Genomic DNA, 23,204 nt, shown 5'->3' on the forward strand with positions numbered 1-23,204 from the left:
ATGAATAATCCTCACATTTCTGCGATTTCGGGAATTGCCCTTTTGCTTGCACTGGCTGGCTGTCAGTCTGTCGGGCCGGATTACACCGCGCCGAACTTCGACCTTGTCGGGGCCTACACCCCGGAAATCCCGGTAATTGCCGCCAATCAAAGCAAACAGGACCGCTGGTGGGAAAGCACCACCGACCCGGTTTTAAATGGTCTGATTAATGAAGGTGTCGAAAACAATATCGATCTTCAGATCGCAATAAGCCGCATCCGTGCAGCGGCGGCCACTGCACGTGGCGTTACCGGGGCCAATGGGCCGCAGGTTGGCGCATCGGTTAACGGATCGGCCAGCCGGTCGACCTCCAGCCGCGCCAGCGGCAGCCAGGTAGATGATTTTGGCTATGGCGCGGGCATTGATTTGGAATGGACCGCCGATATCTGGGGCGGTCAAACCCGCGAGGAAGAAGTCGCCGAGGCGGATTATCTTCAACAGGTCTACCTGCGCGAAGACGTCTATCGCACGATGATCGGCGACATCATCCGCAACTATATCGAACTGCGCGGGGCGCAGCGGCGCCTGGCCCTTTTGCGGGACTCGCTTGATCTGCAACGCCAGACCAGCAACATCGTGCAGGTCCGTTTGCAAACCGGGCTGGGGTCCGAGCTTGATCTGTCGCGTGCGCGCGCCGAGGTCGCCGATCTTGAGGCGACGGTTCCGATCCTGCAAACCACCATTGACCGGTCGATCAACGCGATTTCGATTCTGGTTGGCGCACAGCCGGGCACCCATCGTGATCTGTTGCTGGATGCATCGCCATTGCCCGAATTTCAAAGCAGCCCGCCAATTGGCATCCCGGCCGATTTGCTCCGCCGTCGCCCGGACGTGCGCGCGGCCGAGCTGGCGCTGATTTCCGCGACCTCGCAAATCGGGGTGGAAACCGCAACGCTGTATCCGGAATTGACGCTTGATGGGTCGTTGGCCCTTGGTGTGACCGGCTATGGCACCGGTCCGATTGTCCGCACCGCCATGGCGGCCATCGGCGCATTGATCGATGCGACCCTGTATGATGGTGGCGAACGGCGTGCGAATATCACGGTGGCCGAGGAGGAGGCAGAACAAGCCTTCCTGACCTACCGCCAGACACTTCTGAGCGCGATTGAGGAAGTCGAAAGTGCGATTTACGGCTATGTCGGGGCGGTGGCACAGCGCGATTCCCTGATCGCATCGGTGCAATATCACCGCGATGCCTTTGAACAGTCACGCGTGCGCTACGTGCAGGGCCTGTCGGACTTTCTTGATGTGCTCGATTCCCAGCGCAGTCTGACAACGTCGCTGCAATCATTGGCCGATTCAGAAACCGATCTGGAACTTGAAACCATCAATCTCTATAGTGCGGCGGGCTTAAGTGTCGAGGATGTCGAACGTTATGCCAACGAGGCTGGCGTGACGTTGGTAAACGGCTAGAACCTGTTGCGGCAAAGCACATATCAGCAAACTGTGGCTTGAGTTTCGCCGCCGTTCATCCTAGGTCTTTGGCAATCTGCATTCCGGGGAAAACCATGACCGGCGATCTGTTTGCCAATGAACCACCACGCAATCTTTTGCCCTTTGACGGCGAAGTGTTGTTGCTGCGTGACATCATGGATGCTGATGAAGCCGACAAGACCTTTGCCCGGCTGCAAAGCAACATCGTCTGGCAACAGGAAATCGCCAAACTCCATGGCAAGGAAATCCCGGTCCCGCGTCTGACCGCCTGGTATGGCGAAGTCGCCTATCGCTATAGCGGGGTGTATCACCCGGCAAGCCCGTTTCCCTCTATCGTCGCCCCGTTACGCACCTTGGCCGAAGAACTGGCAGGGGCGCGCTTTAACACCGTGCTGCTCAACCAGTATCGCGATGGGCGCGACAGCGTTTCCTGGCACGCCGATGACGAGGAAGTTCTGGGCGAAAACCCGGTGATTGCCAGCCTGACATTTGGGCAGGAACGCCGGTTTCATTTCCGCCACAAGAAAACCGGTGATCGCCTCAGCATCGATTTGCCGCATAACTCAGCACTCATCATGTCAGGCGCGACCCAGCATTGCTGGCTGCATCAATTGCCAAAGACCGCCCGCCAGGTCGGACCGCGGATCAACCTGACCTTCCGCAATACCCGCCCCGAAAGCCGATAAGTGATCGTGTCCTGACGCGGTAATGCGTTCTGGTAGTATCGTGCTGGTTCTGGCTATAGTGTCGGCAATTCAACTGGGTAAAGATCACACACGACAGTTTCGGGGATAAGGCACGCATGGCAAAACGCGTAAAACTTCTGGATGTCGCCAAGGCGGCCGGGGTTTCGCAAGGGACAGCCTCCAATGCGTTTGGCAAGCCTGACCTGGTCCGCCCGGAAGTCCGCGAACGCATCTTTGAAGCCGCGCGCGAACTGGGCTATCGCGGGCCGCATGTGATGGCGCGCATGCTGCGCACCGGCAAGGCGGGGGCGCTGGGTGTCGTATTTCCCGATAATCTTGAATATGCCTTTACTGATCCGGTGGCGATTGAGCTGCTGCGCGGGATCGGGCGCGAATGCGCCCGCCACGGCGTCAATGTCATGATCATTTCGGCCGAAAACCCCGAACAGGCGATTGCCGCGGTCAATAACGCCGCGGTCGATGCCTTTCTGGTGCATTGCTATTCCGATAATAACGATATCATTGCGGCCATCCAGCGTCGCAATCAGCCGCTGATCAGTATCGATACCGACATTGCCGGTGCGGCGGGCACAGTGGTACTCGATGACTTCTCGGCGGCAAAAAATGCGGCCCGGCATTTGCTCGATTGCGGCGCCTCGAAATTCGCTATTCTGTCGCTGCAGGCAACCGAACACGATCATTTCGGCCCGATGAGCCCCAACCGTCTGGGCGCGGCCAGCCACCGGGTTGTGCGCGAACGGCTGGCGGGCTATCACGCGGCGCTTGAGGCCGCCGGAATTGCCGCAAGTGATGTTGTCCACATCGAATGCGACAACCAGTCCGAACAAAGTGCGCAAATGACGACAGAGCTTCTGTCAAACCATCCCGAAATCAACGGCATTCTCGCCATGTCGGACGTGATTGCCATCGGCGCAATCGACGCCGCGCGTGCCATCGGGCGCAACGTGCCGGGCGATCTCAAGGTCATTGGCATTGATGGCATTGTCGCTGGCGAACGCACCGACCCGCCACTCACCACCATGCATCAGGATTCGGTGGAAAAAGGAAGGCTTGCTGCCGAAATGGCGCTGTCCGATGAACCGGGCAAAACCATCACTCTTCAAACCAGCCTGTTGCTGCGTGGCTCTACTCAGGCCCCGAACTAGGCGAGCTCGGCGTAGCGATAACAATCCGTCGTGTGGTCCATTACGATCCCCGTGGCCTGCAGGAAGGAATAGATGATTGTGGTGCCGACGAACTTCATGCCGCGTTTTTTCAGATCCTTGGAGATTTTGTCGCTGAGGTCGGTCGAAACCGGCACATCTGACATCCGTTTCCAGTGATTGATCACAGGCATTCCTCCTACAAATGACCAGATGTAAGAATCGAAGCTTCCGAACTCTTTTTGGATGGCGATGAATGTTTGCGCATTTTGAATAGACGCCGCGACTTTTAATTTATTTCGAATAATCCCGGGATCGGCCAGAAGGGCTTCCTGCTTGGCCGCGTCATAGGCCGCGACTTTGTTCACATCGAAATTGTCATAAGCCGCGCGATAGGTATCCCGCCGTGCCAGAATGGTCAGCCAGCTTAGGCCCGCCTGCGCACCTTCAAGGATCAGCATTTCAAAGAAATGTCGGTCATCATGCACCGGCACACCCCATTCCGTGTCGTGATAATCGACATAGAACGGCTTGTCGGCATGGCTCAGGGCCCAGCCGCAGCGCGGGTGGTGCTGATGATCAGTGTTTGGCATGTGTCTTCCTCCTTGAATGCCCGCATTCTGGCCGTGGAGCATGCGAACTCGCAAGCTGTAATCGGGGTGCGCCTGACATCTCCTGACAGTTTCTGGCAGGCGTTTTGACAAGCCGGTTGGTGAGCATGATCACAAAGCGATGAAAACTTGCGCTCATTTGCGGCAAAATCAACGCTGTGTGCTTGCGTCAGGCGCAATTGCCGACTAGGTTTTGCTGCGTGCAAACATCTTTCCGGGCCCAAAGCATCCGTGCGCCCGGCGATTGTAAGGAGCGGCGATGCTGGCGATTTTTTGGCTTATTGACACTGTGGTGGGGATCTACATTTTCATGCTGATTGCATCTGCAATCCTGTCATGGCTTGTGGCGTTCAACGTGATCAATACCAGCAACCGGTTTGTTTATTTGGTTGGTGATTTCCTCTATCGGGTTACCGAACCGGTATTGCGCCCGATCCGGCGGATCATGCCCGATCTTGGCGGCATTGATATTTCGCCGATCATCCTGATCCTGATTTTGCAGTTCGCCAACATGCTGATCCAGACCGATGTCCGGATGGCGCTTATCGGGTATTAGGCCTGACCCTAATGTCTCATTTCGCCTAGTAAAATGTCTCATTTAGACAATGTCTGATCACGCGCCCGTGTTACGGTCCGAGCCATCAGGGGTTCGGCTGTTTGTTCGGTTAACACCAAAGGCATCGCGGAACGCGATTGGCGATGTGGTGGCCGACACTGACGGGCAGCAGTGGCTTAAGGTATCGGTGACGGCGGTGCCGGAAAACGGCAAGGCCAATCAGGCGCTGATAAAACTTTTGGCAAAAGCGGCCAAATGTCCTAAATCGTCGGTCAGGATTGTTTCCGGGCAAACTGATCGCACCAAAACGCTGCTGATCGACGGAAATCCCGAAGAGCTGATGGCGAAAATATCCCAACTCACGGGGCGGACAGACATATGAGTGACGCGAAAATCATCGACGGCAAGGCATTCGCAGCCAAACTGCGCACCGACATCACAGCCGAAGTATCGAAACTTAAAACCGAACATGGCGTAACACCGGGTCTGGCCGTCATTCTGGTCGGCGAAGACCCCGCCAGTCAGGTCTATGTCCGCAACAAGGGCAAACAAACCCTTGAATGCGGCATGAATTCCTATGAGCACAAGCTCCCGGCGGAAACCAGCGAAGAAGACCTGCTGGCCCTGATCGCCAAGCTGAATGCCGATGAAAATGTCCATGGCATCCTTTGTCAGCTTCCGGTGCCCAAGCACATCAACGAGCAGGCCATTCTGGCCGCCATCGACCCGGCCAAGGATGTTGACGGCTTCCACGTTGTGAATGCCGGCGCTCTGGCGACGGGCGGCGAAGGTTTCGCGCCTTGCACGCCGTATGGCTGCCTGATGTTGCTTAAAGATGCGCTTGGGGACCTGTCGGGCAAACGTGCGGTCGTGGTTGGCCGTTCGAACATCGTTGGCAAGCCGATGGCGCAACTGCTGCTGAAGGAAAGCTGCACGGTCACGATCGCGCATTCGCGTACCCGCGACCTTCCCGAAGAAGTCCGTCGTGCCGATATCGTGGTTGCCGCGGTTGGCCGCCCGAACATGATCAAGGGCGACTGGATCGCGCCGGGTGCCACCGTGATTGATGTCGGCATCAACCGCGTTGAAGGCGCTGAAGGCAAAATGAAGCTGGTCGGCGATGTCGAGTTTGAAACCGCATCCAAAGTCGCCGGTGCCATCACCCCGGTTCCGGGCGGTGTCGGCCCGATGACCATTGCGTGTCTTCTGAACAACACCCTGATTTCGGCTTGTCGTGCCAATGGCCTTGAAGTGCCGAACCTTGGTTTTGACAGCTAAGCCATGTGAGCAAATTGAAACTGAAAAGGGCAGCCATCGGCTGCCCTTTTTTCGTGGTATTTTTGCAAGCTACTCCGGCTTGACGAAAGCATCAACAACGTTTGAAATATGGTAAGCGACTGGGGTGTTTTCCGACATTATTACCTTTCCATCCACTATAAAGATGAGATGAAAAACGTTTTCTTCTGTTTCCATAACCTCGTTACGTACTTCGTCGTTAGCAAACAGAAGTTTTAGGGCCTTTCTCGAAAAACGATCAATACGGCCCATGTTGCCGGAGTCAGAATTATCTCGTGCTTGGTAAACAGTGAGGGCCTCATCGGTAAACCGCTGCTCGTCTTCTATTGGCTTTTTAACGAGATCATATGAAACGGCTCTGACCAGCTTCTCTGCTTCAGATGATGTTATATTGAACTGTTGAATAACTACACCACCGTCTTGAACGATGTTGTTTATTTGGGAGCCTGTGTCTTTCGCGATGGGCTTGAAAATATTCAGATAGTTTTTTAATTGCGGTTTTGAAGCGGAGAAATTTTCAATCTTTTTGTTGCCTAGATAGTGGTGTGCGATTTCACTAAGATGAGAGGCAAAGCCAGCTAAAACTTCTCGATGCTCCAGAATTATTGATGCTTGTTCTGCAAGACTTATGAAGTCGGCGATTATGCTACCTGTTCGTATTTCCTGAACATATAGCTGTACATTCTCGCCCGCGGTATCGTGGCCTGCTGACTGCGCAAATCGTTGGTACTCTTCTGCATACGCGGAAAAAGATGCAGTTAATTCAAGCAACTGGACTGGGCGTTTGTTCTTGATTTCGACTGTTAAGCGTAGTGAGTCCGGCTTTGACATGCAACTTAACCTCAAAGGCTATAGAGTGTTTATCTAATACAACCTTATATGGAATAAGTTTTGGTAGGAAATATTTTCGACAGCGTTTTCCTGTGGTTTATTTGCTGCCGTGATTGCTAAAGCGGCCAAACCCACAGCAACATCGGTACACCCACAGCCACGACGATGATTTCAATCGGCAGGCCGAGGCGCCAGTAGTCGCTGAAGCGGAAGCCGCCGGGGCCGAGGATGAGGGTGTTGTTCTGATGGCCGATGGGGGTCAGGAACGCGCACGAGGCGCCGATGGCGACCGCCATCAGGAACGGGTCGGAGCTGGCATCGAGTTGGGCGGCGCTGCCAATTGCAATCGGGCACATGACGGCGGCGGTTGCGGCATTGTTCATGAAGTCCGAGAGCGTCATGGTGACAATAAGGATCAGGGCAAGGGCAACTGGCGCGCTTCCTTGTGCGACGGTATCGAGCAGGAAGCGCGCAATCAGATCGGCACTGCCGGTACTTTCCATGGCATTGGCGACCGGGATCAGCGCGGCCAGCAACACAACCACCGGCCAGTCGACCGCATCATAAAGGGTGCGCGGCGAGACCACACCCACCAGCAAAGTGGCAAGCACGCCAAGTGCAAACGAAATGGCGGCAGGCAGGATGCCAAAGGCCGCAAGCGCAATTGCAACGGCCATGATGGCGGTGGCCTTGAGCGCCTGTGTCTTATCGCCAAGGTTGAGCGACCGTTCGGCCAGCGGCGCGCAGCCCAGGCGATTGCCAAATTCGTGAATAGAAGCAGGCGTTCCTTGCATCAAAAGCACGTCACCCGCCTGCATTTTCATGGTGCGCAAGCGTGACATCGAACGTTGTCCCTGACGGGACAGCGCCAGCAAGTTGATGCCATAGCGGCTGCGGATGCGGATATCGGCCGCAGATCGCCCGATGAAGGAGGCGTTTGGCAGGACCACGACTTCGATCAGGGAGATATCGTCGGACTGAAGGGCTCTTTTCTTTGTATCAGAGTCCTTTTTCTCAGATTTGGAGGCGTCATCCTTTTCGCCGTCAGCCTTTGGCGCGTCACCGGATTTTTCGGCTGCCTTTTGTGCCTTTTGCGCGCGAACCTGTTCCTTGGCTTCTTCCTTTTGTTCGGCGTTGGCTTCTTCGCTGCGCAGTTCGGCTTCCAGGGTCAGCTCAAGGCCGGAAAGGGCACTTGCCAGTCCTTCGGGTTCGGCTTCGATCAGCAGGATGTCGTCCTGTTGCAGTTCGCGATAGGGGCTTGGTGCCGGAATGCGGCGTTCGTTGCGGATCAGGCCGATCACCTGCGCGTCCGACTTTTCAAGCTCGTCATTGATTTCGCGCATGAACATGCCGATGGCCTTGCTGCCCTCGGTAATGCGGGCCTCGGTCAAATAGGATCCGGTTTCAAATCCTTCGGCCCCGGCACGCTCGCGGGTTGGCACCAGAAAACGGCCCAACAGAATGACAAACAGCAGTCCGGCAAGGGCGATGGCAACGCCGACCGGGCTGTAATCAAACATCGAAAATCCTGCCCCGTTTACCTCGGCCCGAAAGCCCGAAACGATCAGGTTGGGGGGCGTGCCGATAAGCGTCGTCATGCCGCCAAGGATCGAGCCAAAGGCAAGCGGCATCAGGATTTTGCCTGGCGGCAGGTCCTGTTTGTTGGCGATTTGCAGGGCAATCGGCATCAAAAGCGCTAGTGCCCCGACATTGTTCATGAAGGCCGACAGGATCGCGGCCAGAAGGCTGAGCGCTGCCATGGTGACAAACGGCCCGGCCGATTGCGGCAGGACGGTACGCGACAGGGTATCAACCGCCCCTGACCTTTGCAGGGCGGAAGACAAGATCAGTATACAGGCGACCGTAATCACGGCCGGATGGCCAAATCCGACAAAGGCCCCGTCGGTCGGAACCAACCCCAGAACCACACAGACCAGAAGGGATGCCATCGCCACCATGTCATGGCGCCAGCGCCCCCATAAAAACAGCACGACGGTGCCAAGCAGCACGGCCAGAATCATGATTTGCGGGGTGCTCATTCGGGCTGTCCTGTTTGTTGGGGCGCTTTTGTCGCGATCGGGATTGAAGCCTATGAGGGCGGCGATGCGCGGTCAAGTTCGTCCGTGCGAACGAGCGCAAAATCATCCTGCCAGAATTGTCAGGAGCCTGTGTTAGCATGCACCTGTTTTTGTTCGATTTTCCAAGTGTGTCCTGATGCCGATTGACAGTGCTGCCACCCCGTCCCCGACCGTTTCGATATCTGCCAAACAGGCGCGTAACCTGGCACTTGTCGGGCAGGGCTTTGCCGCCAATCCCGACCGGGACGTGACCAAGCGCCAGATCCTTAAAACCATCCGCGCGACCAATATGTTGCAGGTCGACAGTGTCAATGTCCTGACACGGGCCCATTACATGCCGATCTTTTCGCGGTTGGGCGTTTATGACCCGAAGATGCTTGATGAAATGGTCTGGGGAACGGCGCGCCAGCGCAAGCTGTTTGAATATTGGGGCCACGAAGCATCGATGATCCCGGTTGAGGATTATCCGCTTTATCGTTGGCGGATGCGTGATGCCGAACGGGGCATGGGGACGTGGGGACGGATCGCGCGGGTTCAGCGCGAACAACCTGATCTGATTGACAACATCCTGCGCCATATTGACCAAGAGGGCGCGGTTGCGGCCAGTTCTCTTGAGACCGAGGGGCGTAGCAGCGAGAAATGGTGGGGCTGGTCGAACACCAAAACCGCGATGGAATACCTGTTCTGGAGCGGACAGGTGATGGCGCGCAAACGGCGCAGCAGTTTTGAGCGCGAATATGATTTGCCGCATCGGATCATTGGCGACGCGGCACACGAACCCGAACGGGATCGACAGGATGCGATGTGCGACCTGATCTGCCAGGGGATTGCCGCCATGGGGGTCGCCGCCGAGATTGATCTGCGCAAATATTTCCGTTTGCCAACCGATGAAACCAAGGCCTGTCTGGCGCGACTGGTCGAAGAGGGCCGGTTACTGCAAGCCGACGTCGAAGGATGGAAGCAGCCGGGTTATCTGTGCCCGAAGGTCAATCCGCGGTCACGTGCCAAGCCGACATGCCTGATGGTGCCGTTTGATCCGGTGATGTGGGAACGTGATCGGGTGGAGCGGATTTTCGGCTTTAACTACCGGATCGAGATTTATGTTCCCGCCGAGAAACGCCAATACGGCTATTACGTTTTGCCATTCATGTTAAATGGCGAATTTGTTGCCCGGGTGGATTTGAAATCAGATCGGCAGGCCGGGGTGCTTAGAGTGCAGAGTGCGCATCTTGAAGACCATGTGAGGGCCGCCGATGTTGCCGGGCCGTTGATGGAAAACCTGCAACGGCTGGCGGTCTTTCTGGGACTGGGCGGGGTCGAGGTGATGCCCGCCAATGACTTTTCAAAGTATATAGGGTCAGCACCCATTAATTTGGTTTAAATGGTTAAACAGATTTGTGTGGATACGCGGAGCAAAGCCGCAGGAAGATATGCATCTTTCAAGGTTTTGCGACAAAGTAGCCCGTGCAAATCCGTTTAATCCTTAGGACAGGCGTTAAATTTGCAAACTCCTGCGTCAAAATCCTTGCGCGGGATACCAACCCGCTCGGCGGACTTTTCCTTGGATTTCGCAAATTTAACGTCTGCCATTCAAATCAAATTAATGGCTGCTGACCCTATCCAGTGTACCCGTAAGGTAAACGGGGCGCAGGTCCCACATCCGCGCCCCGTTTATCCGTCGAACTGGCTGACCACAAAAGCTTCAGGACAATGTGGTCATATTGTTTCACCTGGCCTTACCAGCAGGTGTAACCCCCATCTGCCAGAACGATGGACCCGGTCATCAGGCTGGAAGCGTCAGAGGCAAGGAACAGGACAACCGATCCGATTTCTTCGGTCAGGCCAAGACGGGCCATCGGGGTGCCGTTGATCCATGCGTCATACATTTCCGGCTTGGATTTTACGAATTCATTGAGCGGGGTTGCGATATAGGTCGGTGCGACGGCATTGACGCGCACACCGCGGTTGCCCCATTCGGCCGCCAGCGACTTGGTCAGGTGGTGGACCGCTGCCTTGGAGGCGTTGTAATAGGCCTGTTCCTGCGGCTTATTGACGATGAAGCCGGACATGGAACCGACATTGACGATGACGCCGTTTTTCTTTTCAAGCATCTGCTTGCCGAATTCACGGCAGCACCAGAAGGTGCCGTTCAGGTTGACGTCAATGACATTGAGCCAATGTTCATCGGTGACGGTTTCCGCCGGGGTTTCCGAACGTGCGATACCGGCATTGTTGACCAGGATATCAACGCCGCCCTGCTTGGCCATTTTTTCGGCACTTGCACGGACCTGATCGGTGTTGGTGACATCCATGATGTCGATATCAGCCGAGTAACCTTTGGATTTCAGGTAATCGCGGCCTTCTTCGGCAACACCTTCGCTGATGTCACCGATGATGACATGGGCGCCGGCCTCTGCCAGTGCTTCGCAGCAGGACAGGCCGATGGCACGACCGCCGCCAGTGACATAGGCCCGACGGCCCGTAAGATCGAACTTTTTCAGATACATTTTGGACTCACAAGTGGCTTGGTTGGTAAGACGGGATCGCAATGTTTGTGGGACATCGCGATCCGGTTTTTGCACGTATCAGGATTTGGCCAGCGCCAGCCCTTGGGCATCAAAGCGATGGATGCGATCCTGTTCCGGGGTCAGGAAAATCTTGTCATGTTCGCCAAGCGGGATTTCCCCGGTGGCACGAACCGTCATCGGACCGAGACCGTCGGCTTCGACATGAAGATATGTTTCGGCACCAAGGTGTTCGGCGATCTTGACGGTTGCCGGGATTTCACCCTTTTCGGTGCTGACCGCGAAGTGTTCCGGGCGAATGCCGATTTCGTGGCAATCGTATTTTTTGGCAAGCTCCCCGCCCAGGAAGTTCATTTTCGGTGACCCGATAAAGCCCGCGACAAACTTGTTTGTCGGGTTGTTGTAAAGTTCCATCGGCTTGCCGACCTGTTCAACACGGCCGGCCTGAAGGACCACGATCTTGTCGGCCATGGTCATGGCTTCGACCTGATCGTGGGTCACGTAGATCATGGTGGTTTTCAGTTCCTGATGCAGGCCGGTGATTTCGAGCCGCATGTTCACACGCAGCGCCGCATCAAGGTTGGAAAGCGGTTCGTCAAACAGGAAGGCCGCCGGGTTGCGGACAATCGCACGGCCAATGGCAACACGTTGACGCTGACCACCCGAAAGTGCGCCCGGACGACGTTCAAGATAGTCGGTCAGGTTCAGGATCTTGGCCGCAGACTGGACTTTCTCTTCGATAACTTCCTTGCTTTCACCGGCCATTTTCAGGCCAAACGCAATGTTGTTATAGACGGTCATATGCGGGTAAAGCGCATAGGACTGAAAGACCATGGACAGGCCACGTTTGGCCGGGGCCTCGTTGGCGACATCGGTTCCGTTGATCAGGATTTTGCCATCGGTGACGTCTTCAAGGCCTGCAATCAGTCGCAGAAGCGTTGATTTGCCACAGCCCGACGGACCGACGAAAACCACGAATTCACCGTCATTGATATCAAGATCGACACCGGGAATAACATCGAGTGTGCCGAAGGTTTTCTTGACTTTTTCCAGTCGGATAGCACCCATTTTGGTGTTCCTTCTTTCCAGATTGCTATCAGGCTGCGGTTACTTGACCGCGCCGAATGTCAGACCACGAACCAGCTGTTTCTGAGAGAACCAGCCAATCACGAGAATTGGGGCAACCGCGAGCGTCGATGCGGCTGAAAGCTTCGCCCAGAACAGGCCCTCGGGACTTGAATAAGACGCGATGAAAGCTGTCAGCGGGGCTGCATCGGACGTTGTCAGGTTGAGCGTCCAGAAGGCTTCGTTCCATGCCAGAATGATGTTGAGCAGCATGGTCGATGCGATACCGGGAACCGCCATGGGCAACAGCACAAAGATGATTTCCTTGGGCAGGGTTGCGCCATCCATGCGGGCCGCTTCGAGGATGTCGGTCGGGATTTCCTTGAAATAGGTGTAGAGCATCCAGACCATGATCGGCAGGTTCATCAAGAACAGAACCATGATCAGACCAAAGCGGGTATCAAGCAGTCCCCAATCGCGGAACACCAGATAGATCGGGACCAGAACGCCAACCGGCGGCATCATCTTGGTCGAGAGCATCCACAGAAGGGCGTCCTTGGTGCGCTTGGTCGGGTTAAAGGCCATTGCCCATGCGCAGGTCACGGCAAAGACCAGACCGACCAGGGTGGAACCGACGGCGAGGATCACCGAGTTCATGGCGAACTTGAAATAGTTCGAGCGTTGCTGGACCTCGGCATAGTTTTCCAGTGTCCAGTCGAACGAGATGAAGCTCGGCGGGATGGACACCGCTTCGAGTTCGGTCTTGAAGCTGGTCAGCACCATCCAGAAGATCGGGAAGAAGATCAGAAGACCCACGATCCACGCGAAGACCGAGAAGCTGACATAGCCAAGGGGTGTTTGTTTGCTTTCCATGTCGTGCCCCTATTTGTCCAGGTTCTTGCCGATGAGGCGGATCAGGAAGATCGCCACGATATTGGCCAGAATGACCGCGACAATGCCGCCGGCAGATGCGCCACCAACATCGAACTGCAACAGCGCCTGCATATAGACAAGGAAGGCGATGTTGGTCGTTGCCAGGCCCGGGCCACCACCGGTGGTGACAAAGATCTCGGCAAAGACGGTAAGCAGGAAGATGGTTTCGATCAGAACGACCACTGTGATCGCACGGCTAAGGTGCGGAAGCGTAATATAGAAGAAGATCGCGACCGGACCGGCACCATCCATCTGGGCGGCTTCTTTTTGATCGCGGTCAAGCGATTGCAGGGCTGTGAGCAGGATCAAAACGGCAAAGGGCAACCATTGCCATGACACCATGATGATGATCGAGGTCAGCGGTGCATTGGTAAACCAGTCAATCGCGGGCAACCCAAACAGGCTGGCGATCCAGGCAAACATGCCTGACACCGGATCCATCAAAAGGTTCTTCCAGACCAGCGCGTTCACGGTCGGCATGATGAAGAACGGTGCAATCACCAGCAGGCGCAGGATGCCACGCCCGAAGATCGGCTGATCCAGCATCAGACCCAGAAGGATGCCACCCACCACCGTGATGACCAGAACAGACCCGACCAGCAAAAGGGTATTGGCAAGGGATGCGAAGAATGCCGGATCTGTCAGGAAGAATTCGTAGTTAAGTGTACCGATCCACTCTTCCATTCCCGGCGACAACAGGTTGTAGCGCAGGAAGGAGAAGTAAATCGTCATGCCCAGCGGGACGGCCATCCACAAGAACAGGACGATGATCGACGGTGCGGACATGATACGCCCGGTAAGGGTCGAGGCCCGTGTCGACATGATGTGCTCCCCGAAATTGTCGTTTCGATCCGTGACTTTAAGGGAAAAAAAGGGTGGTGTGTTTTGCAACCACCACCCAAGTTTCTCTCAGGTCAAGGAGGTTCAGACCGGACGTCGCATCAAGGGCGGAAGTCCGGTCTGGGTAGTGTATCAGTAGTAACCAGCCTTGCGCATGGTGCGATCAGTGCTGGACTGAGCGGCCGAAAGGGCCTCTTCAACACTCATCTGACCTGCAAGGGCTGCGGAGAACTGCTGACCGACCGTGGTGCCGATACCCTGGAATTCAGGGATTGCAGCGAACTGAACACCAACATACGGCTTCGGTTCCAGGGTCGAGTTGATCGGATCAGCGCTGTCGATCGCCAGAAGGGTCTCGTCTGCGAACGGTGCCGCTTCAAGATATTTCGGGTTTTCATAAAGCGACATACGGGTGCCCGGCGGTACGTTTGCCCAACCTTCTTTGGAGGCAACCAGTTCCAGATAGGCTTTCGAGGTTGCCCAGGAGATGAACTTCTGAGCAGCTTCTACTTTCTGGGAACCCATCGGAATGCCAAGGTTCCATGCCCAGAGCCAGTTGGCGCCGGTGCAGGTTACAGCGCACGGTGCTTCGGTGAAGCCGACCTTGTCTGCAACTTTGGATTCTTTGGGGTTGGTCACGAAGGATGCCGCAACGGTGGCGTCAATCCACATGCCGCATTTGCCGGAGTTGAACAGCGACAGGTTTTCGTTAAAGCCGTTCGAGGTCGCACCGGGAGGGCCGTAGTTACCAAGGACGTTGGTGTACATGTCGAGGGCATTTTTCCACTCGGCACTGTCAAAGGTCGGGTTCCAGTTCTCGTCGAACAGGCGTGCACCAAAGGCGTTGCCCATGGTGGTGATCAGCGCCATGTTTTCACCCCAGCCGGCCTTGCCACGCAGGCAGATGCCATAGACACCTTCGTCAGGCTTGTGGAGTTTCTTGGCGATTTCAAGAGTCTGGTCCCAGGTCAGGCGACCGTTGATTTCGATACCGGCAGCTTCGAACAGATCGGTGCGGTACATCATCATCGAGCTTTCGCCGTAGAACGGTGCAGCATAAAGCTGACCATCGTTGGAAACGGCAGAGCGGATGGCAGGCATCAGGTCATCGACGTCATAGTCGGAACCAAGATTATCAAGCGGTGCGAGCCAGCCTTTTTCAGCCCAGATCGGCACTTCGTAGGTCCCAATGGTCATGACGTCATACTGACCGCCTTTGGTGGCGATGTCAGTGGTAACGCGCTGACGCAGGGTGTTTTCCTCAAGCGTGACCCACTCAAGGGAAATGTCAGGATTCTTGGAGGTGAAATCATCCGTCAGCTTCTGCATGCGGATCATGTCACCGTTGTTGACGGTAGCGATGGTCAGTTTCGTTTCGGCATTGGCGTGTGCAACACCGCCTGCCAGCAGCGCACAAAGCGCTACTCCCATTACGCGTTTCATATTTCCTCCCAAAGGACTATTTACCCGCTGAGCAACTTCGGTTGCCCACATTGATCATTTGTTCAGGTAATGAGCATTCACTCAATTTCGCTATTGCTTGTCAAACAAAATCGTTTTTGCGGCGCACAAAGAAACGCCCTGCCGATATGGGTGGCAGGGCGCAGAACTATTTGCTGTGTGGGTGAAAAATGCCGCGTGCTAGCGCAGCAAACTTTCCGCAGTGGCTTCGTCGGTAATCAGCGTTGAAATCAATTGGCCACGCATCGCACCGCGAATCGCGGCGACTTTTTTCGCACCCTTGGCGACCGCAATGGTGTTGGTCGCGGGCTGGACAGCCGGCGCACTGGTGACACAGTGATTGACCGGGTGATCAAGGATATTGCCGTCCTGATCAAACGACCAACTGATCACTTCGCCAATGCCGCCACTTTCGCGTAGTGACTCCAGCTCGTCTTTCGAGATAAAGCCGTCAATATGCAGCGGGGCATCATCGCCCAGATGCCCGACCCCGATAAAGCGGATGTCGGCCTCGCGCGCGAGTTTGAGGATATTGTCCATCGGGGGCTGTTGCTGCATGCGTTCGCGCATCTGCGGATCGGCGATGATCACCGGGATCGGCAGCGGATAATGCGGCGCACGGGTGCGGTCGGCAAGATCGGTCACCGCATCATAGAAACTGGCCGCCCCGTCATGGGCAATGGTGCCGACCAGGGAGACGATCTTGTGATGATAGGCATCAATACGCCCGATTTCATCGACCATGGCGCGCATGGCGCGCCCCGTACCAAGTGCGATGATTTTTGGTTCGGTGGAATGCAGCGCACGTTCGAGATAGTTTGCCGCCGCCTGCGCCATACCAAACATCGCATCGGGTGCCGCCGGATCGGTTGGCACCACATCGCAACCGGCAATGCCATAGGTCTCGCAGATCGCCTTGCCCAGTTCCATGCAACGCGCAATCGGGTGATCAAGGCGAACCTTTACCAGCCCCTCGCTGACGGCAGCAGATACCAGACGCTGTGCGGTCGGGCGTGACACGCCAAGCTTCTGGGCGATTTCATCTTGCGTGTTGCCAGCACAGTAATAAAGCCAGCCAGCGCGGGCTGCTTCATCGAGGCGGGCCGCTTCCTTGCGGGTGCGTTTGACCATCTCATTCCCCGGACTTTTTGATCCGTTGCCAAAAGGCGAACAGGTATTTTTTGATTTTGAAAATTTGTCTTCTTTTTCCCTAGCGCCTTTTTTTGCCGCTGACCAGCATCTTGCCGGGATATGGAACGACAAAACCCGCCCATGACAGGCGGGTTTTGGTTGTAATCTGTTGCTGATCCAAGGGATCGCTTATTTCTTCGGCAGGAATTCTGCGACCAGTTTCTCGGCAATCTGAACTGCATTCAGGGCGGCACCCTTGCGCAGGTTGTCGCCAACACACCACAACGACAGGCCGTTTGCGACTGTCGGGTCCTTACGCACGCGCGAGACAAAGACATTGTCTTCGCCCTGGACTTCCTGCGGGGTGACATAGCCTTCGTCCTGACGGTAATCGACAACCGAAACGCCGGGGAAGTTTTTCATCGCCTTGCGGGCTTCTTCGACCGTGATCGGTTTTTCAAACTCGATATTGACCGCTTCGCCATGGCCGACAAAGACCGGAACGCGCACGCAGGTGGCGTGGACTGCGATTTCCGGCGCAAGAATTTTGCGGGTCTCGACCGACATTTTCCATTCTTCGCGGGTCGCGCCATCATCCATGAAATTGTCGATATGCGGGATGACGTTAAAGGCGATCTGTTTGGTGAATTCCTCCTTCTTGGGCGGATCATTCACATAGATGCCTTTGGTCTGGTTAAACAGCTCGTCCATGGCGGCACGACCGGCACCCGACACCGACTGATAGGTCGCAACAACGATGCGTTTGATCGTGGCGATGTCATGAAGCGGCTTAAGGGCCAGAACCATCTGAATGGTCGAGCAGTTCGGGTTGGCGATGATGTTCTTTTTGGCGTATCCGGCCAGCGCATCGCCATTGACCTCGGGCACGACCAGCGGAACACCCGGCTCCATGCGCCAATAGCTGGAATTGTCGATGACAACACAGCCTGCCTCGGCAGCCTTGGGCGCCAGTTTCTTGGCGGTTTCACCACCGGCCGAGAACAGGGCGATATCGGCCTTTGAGAAATCAAAGGTTGCGGCATCAAGAACACTGATCTCGTCATCTTCGCCATAGCCCACGGTGCGCCCGATGGATTTCGACGATGCCAGCGCAAAGATTTCGTCTGCCGGGAATTTGCGTTCGGCAAGGGTGTTTAGCATCTCGCGCCCGACATTTCCGGTCGCGCCGACAACGGCGATTTTGTAGCCCATCAGGGTGCCTCTTTCAGTCTTGTCGGCATGGTGATCAAAATGGTGCCGGAACGGGAAAGCCCCGTGCGACAACGGATGACGCAGCGACCATGCCTTTGGGTAATGTCTGATAATCTGCGGCGAGATGTAAGGGTTTCTCGGCGATTGCGCAAGCATGTCGTTGCCAATGTGATCATGATTACTACTTGAGATCGCAGAAAAATCTGGCAGAATTACCAAAGGGGTTCATGTAACGAACCTGAAATCAGAAACGTTTTGCATCTTGCCAGGTTGATTTCTGAATTTCTGCCTGGTTGGCGTCCACGCCACCGATGTGACCACCTGACGATCCTCCGGACGGCCAGACAAAACGATCCTGATCACGGGTTCATTACAGATATGCGGCATTGCTGCATATGGGGCGATCACTAGGACCAGGACCCATTAATTTGGTTTGAATGGTTTACCGGATTTGTGCGGATACGCGGAGGAAAACCGCAGGACGATATACATCCTTCAAGGTTTTACGACAAAGTAGCCCGTGCAAATCCGGTTAATCCGAAGGACAGACGTTATATTTGCAAACTCCGGCGTCAAATCCCTTGCGCGGGATGCCAACCCGCTCTGCGGCATTTTCCTTGGATTTCACAAATATAACGTCTGCCATTCAAATCAAATTAATGGGTCCTGGTCCTATCCCGACTTTTATAAAAAGGACGGCCAATGACGTACCCGATGAGTTTGGATTGGACACAGAAAAAGGTTCTCGATTTCTTTCGGGAACATGTCACGCGCGGGACTTTGGTATTCCGTGTGGATGACAAGCACGAGATCGTGCTGGGAGATGGGTCAGAACCGAGGGCGGGTATGACCGTTCCGGACTGGACCAACACACTTAAAATGGCACTGAGCCCGGACCCGGGCTTTGGCGAAGCCTTCATGCATGGCGGGTTCGACCTTGTGAACTGCGAGATGGAGGACCTGATCAAGGTGCTGCGTCTTAATTTCGAAGGCGGGCATTCGACCAGCGGGTTTGGCAGCTTTATTGAAAAGCTGCAGGCGCTGAAATTCCAGATCGGGCAGTTTACATCGGTCAGGGCCGCCTCACACCGCGTGCGCCATCACTATGATATCGGCAATGATCTCTACACCCGGTTCCTTGATCCGGAGATGCAATATTCATGTGCCTTCTGGGATGATGGGGCGCAGACCCTTGAGGAAGCCCAGCATCGGAAAATGAGCCTGACCACCCAGCGGCTCAAGATCAATGAGCCGGGTCTGCGCGTGGTCGATATCGGTTGTGGCTGGGGCGGGTTAAGCCGCTTTATCCATCGTGAGACCGGGGCAGAAGTGCATGGCATCACGCTTTCGACCGAACAATATAACTGGGCGCAGGAAAAGCGCTCCGAGATGGGCGGTAATATGAAGGCGGGGCTTGATTACCACCTGCTGGATTATCGGCTGTTTGCCGATGCCAATGCCGGGAAGTATGACCGCGTGGTATCGGTCGGCATGTTTGAACATGTCGGTCGCCATCAGTTCAAAACCTATTTCGAAAAGGTCAGTGAGCTGCTTAAGGCCGGCGGGAGGGCTGTGATCCATACCATCATCAAGCCGCGGGCTGAGTTTACCTCACCGTGGATTGATAAATATATCTTCCCCGGCGGGTACATTCCGGCGGTGCATGAAGTGATCGAGGCCGCCGAACATTCCAACCTGACGGTAGAGGCGTCCAACTTCCATGCCGGTCGCAATTATGCCCAGACGCTGATTGCGTGGCGCGATCGGTTCCGCAAAGTCGCCGATGAGCTTGATCCGGAAAAATACGACGAAGAATTCAAACGCATGTGGGAATTCTATCTGGCCGGATGCATCAATGCCTTTGACGCGGGCGAGGGCGGCGGCGGCATGCGGGTCGGCCAGTTCGTCTTTACCAAGCCGGGCTTTGAATATGCCTGAGGATCGCAATGATATAGGGCGGGGAGCGATGGTTTCCCGCCCTGTTTGTTTTCTGCTTGCTGCTTCCCATATTCAATAAAGAGCCGTGCGACCCTGTTGCGGTAAAATGCACTGCATGACTGCAAATCAAAATCAAAACAAAGAAGATCAAAGACGTGCCTTCAAACCAAGCCACATCGCGTGATGGACCGGCACGACAGATGTGAAAAGCGGAAAACCGGTCATTCTGTCGGGAGGAAACGACATGTTTGAAATGATCACCCGGGATGACGCGACCCGCGCCAGAGGCGGTGACACAGCACTTGCCCCGCATATCGGACGACCTGAGGACTATGTCCGGGCCTTGGCCGAAATCGAAATGTCGAGCTGCGAACGCGATATGCTGCGTGCACATGCCAAAGCGCCGGGGCGCAAGATTACGGGGCTGAAGCTGGCCGAGACGGTCGGGCATTTCGGATGCCGCATCGGGAATAAGAAGTATGGCCGGCTTGCCGCCAAGGTCGCGGCCGCAGCAGACCTTCCGATGTGCAAAACCGATGTCAGTGATTATCTGGCGGCGATATTCACCCTTGCTGATGGCACGCAAAGCGAGGGCGAGGACTGGACATGGGTGATGCATGACAATGTCGCCCACGCGCTTGCGGATGCGGGCATCGTCTGAAATCCCAGATTGCTGATTTCATAAATTTCGAATTTTGCGGGCGGGTCGTGTAACACAGGCCGCCCGTGTTTCGTCCTTGTGGGCAGAGGGGAATTTTTCCCCTGTATTCCTCGTGTCACCAAGGAGAATTGCCATGACCCGCTTTGCCTTTCATGAAGTCAGCCCGAAACTGTTTCAGGCCCAGTTCGACCTTGCCACCAAGCTTGGCGAAAACCCGCTGATTGCACCGGTACTGCGTGACCTTATTGAGTGTCGGGTGTCGCAGATCAATGGCTGCGCCTATTGCGTTCGGATGCATTCTGACAGCTTTGCCAAACATGGCGGGGATCCGGTCAAACTTGCGATGTTGCCAGTTTGGCAGGGTGCCGAAGGGTTCAACGCGGCAGAGCGTGCGGCACTGGCATGGGCCGAATGCCTGACCCGGGCGGAATGCCAAGTCACGATTTCGAAATGCCACCGCGTGCTTCTTGATCATTTCGAAGAAGCCGAGATTGCGGAGCTGACCTGCATCATTGCGACGATGAATGCATGGAACCGGTTGGGCATCGCGCAGCATGAATTTGCATGATCGTCGCAAGCTTCCTGACGGAAGCGCAAAAACCCCTTACAATCGGAGACACACAGCGATACGGGATTTCCCCGTATCGCTTCACGCGTTTGGTGGGACATCTGTGGCAGATCGGGTTTTTGAACAACACAGGGCACGGTTGACCGCGTTGGCTTATCGTATGTTGGGCAGTCACGCCGATGCCGAAGATGCGGTTCAGGATGTCTGGCTACGGTGGCGCAATCAGGATCATGAGACGATCAATGACGCCACCGGCTGGCTTGTCCGGGTGTGCAGCAATATCTGCCTTGATGTGTTGAAATCAGCCCGCCGCCAGCGCGAAAACTATGTCGGTCACTGGTTGCCAGAGCCGTGGTTGCCACCCGAACAACCCAAAGCCGAAACGCAACTGATCGAACAGGACGGCCTTGGACAGGCTTATATGTTGATGCTTGAACGTCTTGCACCGGTGGAGCGTGTGGCGCTTGTGCTGCATGAAGTTTTTGATTGGATGCATGACGATATCGCCCCCCTGATCGAACGCACCCCGAACAATACCCGTCAGATCCTGTTCCGCGCCCGACGCAAGATGCAGCGCGACAGTGATCGCGATGCGACGCCCGAACCGAATGCAACGGCCTGTGATCGGGATCGGCTGGATGCGTTTGTCACGGCCATCGGGACGAGTGACGTTGGCCGGTTGCTAGATCTGCTGGCACCTGATGTGATTTTGCATTCCGATGGTGGCGGCAAGGCACTGGCGACGGCAAATCCGCTGTTTGGCGCCGATCATGTGTCGCGGTTCTTTCTTGGTGTCTGGGGCAAGCGCAGCCCGGGCGAGCGTATCTTTGGTGTCACGATCAAGGATCAATGCTGGATCCTTATGGCCGAGGACGGCGTTGTGGCCACCGCACTCTGCGCGACCGAACGTGATGGGAAGATTGTCGATCTGTTTGTTCATCGAAACCCGGACAAGCTGGCGCTGTTTTCCGGCATTCTTGCCGATGCCATCGAGATCACCGATTAATGCAAAAAGGCCGGATAACTATCCGGCCTTTTTAATATCGGGATCGCTTTAAACGATCAGACGAGCTTGTCGAGTTCGCTGATCAGCGACTCACCCATAACCGTGGTCGAAACCTTGGCCATGCCCGGCTGCATGATGTCCGCAGTACGCAGGCCCCCCTTAAGGACGTTTTGTACGGCATCTTCGATCAGGGTGGCATCGTCGCCCATGTCAAACGAATAACGCAGCATCATGGCGAAGGACAGGATGGTTGCCAGCGGGTTGGCGATGTCCTGACCGGCGATGTCCGGGGCGGAGCCATGTACCGGCTCATAAAGCGCCTTGCGCGCACCGTTTGCATCGGCCGCACCGAGCGATGCAGACGGCAGCATACCAAGCGATCCGGTCAGCATGGCGGCACAATCGGAAAGAATGTCGCCAAACATGTTGGTGGTGACCATCACGTCAAACTGTTTCGGGTTACGCACCAGCTGCATGGCAGCGTTATCGACATACATGTGGCTCAGTTCGACTTCCGGGAAGTCCTTGGCAACACGTTCGACAACTTCGCGCCACAGAACGGTGGATTCCAGAACGTTGGCCTTATCGACAGAGCACAGGCGCTTATTGCGTTTCATTGCCATGTCAAAGGCAACGCGCGCGATGCGTTCGACTTCCGGCTCGGAGTAAACAAGGGTGTTGAAGCCGTGACGGACACCGTCGCGTTCTTCGATGCCGCGCGGCTGACCGAAATAGATGCCACCGGTCAGTTCACGCAGGATCATGATATCAAGACCCTTAACGACGTCTTCCTTGAGCGTTGATGCACCGACAAGGGCGTCAAACACCAGTGCCGGACGCAGGTTGGCAAACAGGCCCATTTCCTTACGGATTTTGAGCAAGCCACGTTCCGGTTTGATGTCGAACGGCATGTCGTCCCATTTCGGACCACCAACAGCACCCAGAAGAACAGCGTCGGCTGCCATGGCATCCGCAAGCGTTTCGTCGGTCAGCGGGTTTTTATGGGCATCGATTGATGCGCCGCCGATCAGACCTTCGGTGATTTCGAAATTCACGCTGCGCTTTTTCGCCATCCAGTCCATGACGCGCTGAACCTGACGCATGACTTCCGGGCCAATTCCGTCGCCCGGCAGCATCAGTACTTTTTTGGTGGTGCTCATAAATGCTTCC

Annotated in this window: 22 protein-coding genes; 11 read left to right on the forward strand and 11 right to left on the reverse strand. The window is 55.6% G+C overall.

Annotation, left to right across the window (positions count from 1 at the left end):
- From WBY09_RS14670 to WBY09_RS14680, 3 genes are all read left to right on the forward strand, one after another.
- The gene (locus WBY09_RS14670; RefSeq protein WP_336233119.1) at positions 1 to 1,452 is read left to right on the forward strand and encodes a TolC family protein; all 1,452 of its coding nucleotides are present in this window, start codon (positions 1 to 3) and stop codon (positions 1,450 to 1,452) included.
- A 95-nt stretch (positions 1,453 to 1,547) separates the two neighbouring features.
- Positions 1,548 to 2,159 (forward strand): alpha-ketoglutarate-dependent dioxygenase AlkB family protein, encoded by a 612-nt coding sequence (locus WBY09_RS14675; protein ID WP_296992691.1) that lies wholly within the window; start codon positions 1,548 to 1,550, stop codon positions 2,157 to 2,159.
- 116 nt (positions 2,160 to 2,275) lie between these two features.
- Entirely contained in the window at positions 2,276 to 3,325 is a 1,050-nt protein-coding gene (locus tag WBY09_RS14680; RefSeq protein WP_336233120.1) for a LacI family DNA-binding transcriptional regulator, read from the forward strand.
- Here WBY09_RS14680 and WBY09_RS14685 read toward each other — a convergent pair.
- A complete protein-coding gene (locus WBY09_RS14685) occupies positions 3,322 to 3,915 on the reverse strand; it encodes a DNA-3-methyladenine glycosylase I (RefSeq protein WP_336233121.1) in 594 nt (197 codons plus the stop codon). The two genes, WBY09_RS14680 and WBY09_RS14685, sit on opposite strands and share 4 nt — an antisense overlap.
- 277 nt (positions 3,916 to 4,192) lie before the next feature.
- Between WBY09_RS14685 and WBY09_RS14690 the strand changes: the two genes are divergently transcribed.
- The 3 genes from WBY09_RS14690 to folD are packed head-to-tail and all read left to right on the forward strand — an operon-like array spanning position 4,193 to position 5,767.
- Complete coding sequence (locus WBY09_RS14690; RefSeq protein WP_336233122.1) at positions 4,193 to 4,489, forward strand: YggT family protein; 297 nt, start codon at positions 4,193 to 4,195, stop codon at positions 4,487 to 4,489.
- Between the two features lie 49 nt (positions 4,490 to 4,538).
- Positions 4,539 to 4,871 (forward strand): DUF167 family protein, encoded by a 333-nt coding sequence (locus WBY09_RS14695; RefSeq protein WP_336233123.1) that lies wholly within the window; start codon positions 4,539 to 4,541, stop codon positions 4,869 to 4,871.
- Complete coding sequence (gene folD, locus WBY09_RS14700) at positions 4,868 to 5,767, forward strand: bifunctional methylenetetrahydrofolate dehydrogenase/methenyltetrahydrofolate cyclohydrolase FolD (RefSeq protein ID WP_336233125.1); 900 nt, start codon at positions 4,868 to 4,870, stop codon at positions 5,765 to 5,767. Before WBY09_RS14695 ends, folD begins: the two co-directional genes overlap by 4 nt.
- 69 nt (positions 5,768 to 5,836) lie before the next feature.
- Here the strand turns inward: folD and WBY09_RS14705 are convergent, their stop codons facing one another.
- Both WBY09_RS14705 and WBY09_RS14710 read right to left on the reverse strand, forming a co-directional pair.
- The gene (locus tag WBY09_RS14705; RefSeq protein ID WP_064781194.1) at positions 5,837 to 6,616 is read right to left on the reverse strand and encodes a hypothetical protein; all 780 of its coding nucleotides are present in this window, start codon (positions 6,614 to 6,616) and stop codon (positions 5,837 to 5,839) included.
- 116 nt (positions 6,617 to 6,732) lie between these two features.
- On the reverse strand, positions 6,733 to 8,655 hold the full coding sequence (locus WBY09_RS14710) for an SLC13 family permease (RefSeq protein WP_336233126.1): 1,923 nt from the start codon (positions 8,653 to 8,655) through the stop codon (positions 6,733 to 6,735).
- Between the two features lie 175 nt (positions 8,656 to 8,830).
- Here WBY09_RS14710 and WBY09_RS14715 point away from each other — a divergent pair, with 175 nt between their 5' ends.
- Positions 8,831 to 10,075, forward strand: a complete 1,245-nt coding sequence (locus WBY09_RS14715; protein ID WP_336233127.1) for a winged helix-turn-helix domain-containing protein — start codon at positions 8,831 to 8,833, stop codon at positions 10,073 to 10,075.
- A gap of 355 nt (positions 10,076 to 10,430) precedes the next feature.
- Here the strand turns inward: WBY09_RS14715 and WBY09_RS14720 are convergent, their stop codons facing one another.
- The 7 genes from WBY09_RS14720 to WBY09_RS14750 all read right to left on the reverse strand — a co-directional run bounded on the left by WBY09_RS14720 (position 10,431) and on the right by WBY09_RS14750 (position 17,861).
- Positions 10,431 to 11,201 (reverse strand): SDR family NAD(P)-dependent oxidoreductase, encoded by a 771-nt coding sequence (locus tag WBY09_RS14720; RefSeq protein WP_008889797.1) that lies wholly within the window; start codon positions 11,199 to 11,201, stop codon positions 10,431 to 10,433.
- Positions 11,202 to 11,279: 78 nt separating this feature from the next.
- Positions 11,280 to 12,287, reverse strand: a complete 1,008-nt coding sequence (locus WBY09_RS14725; RefSeq protein WP_063089204.1) for an ABC transporter ATP-binding protein — start codon at positions 12,285 to 12,287, stop codon at positions 11,280 to 11,282.
- Between the two features lie 39 nt (positions 12,288 to 12,326).
- Positions 12,327 to 13,157 carry a carbohydrate ABC transporter permease gene (locus WBY09_RS14730; protein ID WP_008889799.1) on the reverse strand — a complete coding sequence of 277 codons (831 nt, stop codon included), beginning with the start codon at positions 13,155 to 13,157 and terminating at the stop codon, positions 12,327 to 12,329.
- A gap of 9 nt (positions 13,158 to 13,166) precedes the next feature.
- On the reverse strand, positions 13,167 to 14,039 hold the full coding sequence (locus tag WBY09_RS14735; protein WP_336233128.1) for a carbohydrate ABC transporter permease: 873 nt from the start codon (positions 14,037 to 14,039) through the stop codon (positions 13,167 to 13,169).
- Between the two features lie 150 nt (positions 14,040 to 14,189).
- A complete protein-coding gene (locus WBY09_RS14740) occupies positions 14,190 to 15,500 on the reverse strand; it encodes an ABC transporter substrate-binding protein (protein WP_210519064.1) in 1,311 nt (436 codons plus the stop codon).
- A gap of 198 nt (positions 15,501 to 15,698) precedes the next feature.
- Positions 15,699 to 16,649 (reverse strand): sugar-binding transcriptional regulator, encoded by a 951-nt coding sequence (locus WBY09_RS14745; protein WP_336233129.1) that lies wholly within the window; start codon positions 16,647 to 16,649, stop codon positions 15,699 to 15,701.
- A 189-nt stretch (positions 16,650 to 16,838) separates the two neighbouring features.
- Positions 16,839 to 17,861, reverse strand: a complete 1,023-nt coding sequence (locus WBY09_RS14750) for an aspartate-semialdehyde dehydrogenase (RefSeq protein WP_063089365.1) — start codon at positions 17,859 to 17,861, stop codon at positions 16,839 to 16,841.
- A 714-nt stretch (positions 17,862 to 18,575) separates the two neighbouring features.
- On the opposite strand from WBY09_RS14750, the gene WBY09_RS14755 reads away from it, so the two are divergent.
- The 4 genes from WBY09_RS14755 (at position 18,576) to sigJ (ending at position 22,034) form a co-directional block, all read left to right on the forward strand.
- Complete coding sequence (locus tag WBY09_RS14755; protein ID WP_336233130.1) at positions 18,576 to 19,799, forward strand: cyclopropane-fatty-acyl-phospholipid synthase family protein; 1,224 nt, start codon at positions 18,576 to 18,578, stop codon at positions 19,797 to 19,799.
- Positions 19,800 to 20,043: 244 nt separating this feature from the next.
- Complete coding sequence (locus WBY09_RS14760) at positions 20,044 to 20,460, forward strand: hypothetical protein (protein ID WP_336233131.1); 417 nt, start codon at positions 20,044 to 20,046, stop codon at positions 20,458 to 20,460.
- A gap of 133 nt (positions 20,461 to 20,593) precedes the next feature.
- Positions 20,594 to 21,028 (forward strand): carboxymuconolactone decarboxylase family protein, encoded by a 435-nt coding sequence (locus WBY09_RS14765; protein ID WP_336233132.1) that lies wholly within the window; start codon positions 20,594 to 20,596, stop codon positions 21,026 to 21,028.
- Positions 21,021 to 22,034, forward strand: a complete 1,014-nt coding sequence (sigJ, locus tag WBY09_RS14770) for an RNA polymerase sigma factor SigJ (RefSeq protein ID WP_336233558.1) — start codon at positions 21,021 to 21,023, stop codon at positions 22,032 to 22,034. Before WBY09_RS14765 ends, sigJ begins: the two co-directional genes overlap by 8 nt.
- A 56-nt stretch (positions 22,035 to 22,090) precedes the next feature.
- Here sigJ and leuB read toward each other — a convergent pair whose 3' ends face one another.
- Positions 22,091 to 23,194 carry a 3-isopropylmalate dehydrogenase gene (gene leuB, locus WBY09_RS14775; RefSeq protein ID WP_008889808.1) on the reverse strand — a complete coding sequence of 368 codons (1,104 nt, stop codon included), beginning with the start codon at positions 23,192 to 23,194 and terminating at the stop codon, positions 22,091 to 22,093.
- Positions 23,195 to 23,204 lie beyond the last annotated feature (10 nt).

It is taken from the genome of Thalassospira sp. CH_XMU1458, assembly GCF_037027205.1.
Lineage (GTDB): Bacteria > Pseudomonadota > Alphaproteobacteria > Rhodospirillales > Thalassospiraceae > Thalassospira > Thalassospira tepidiphila.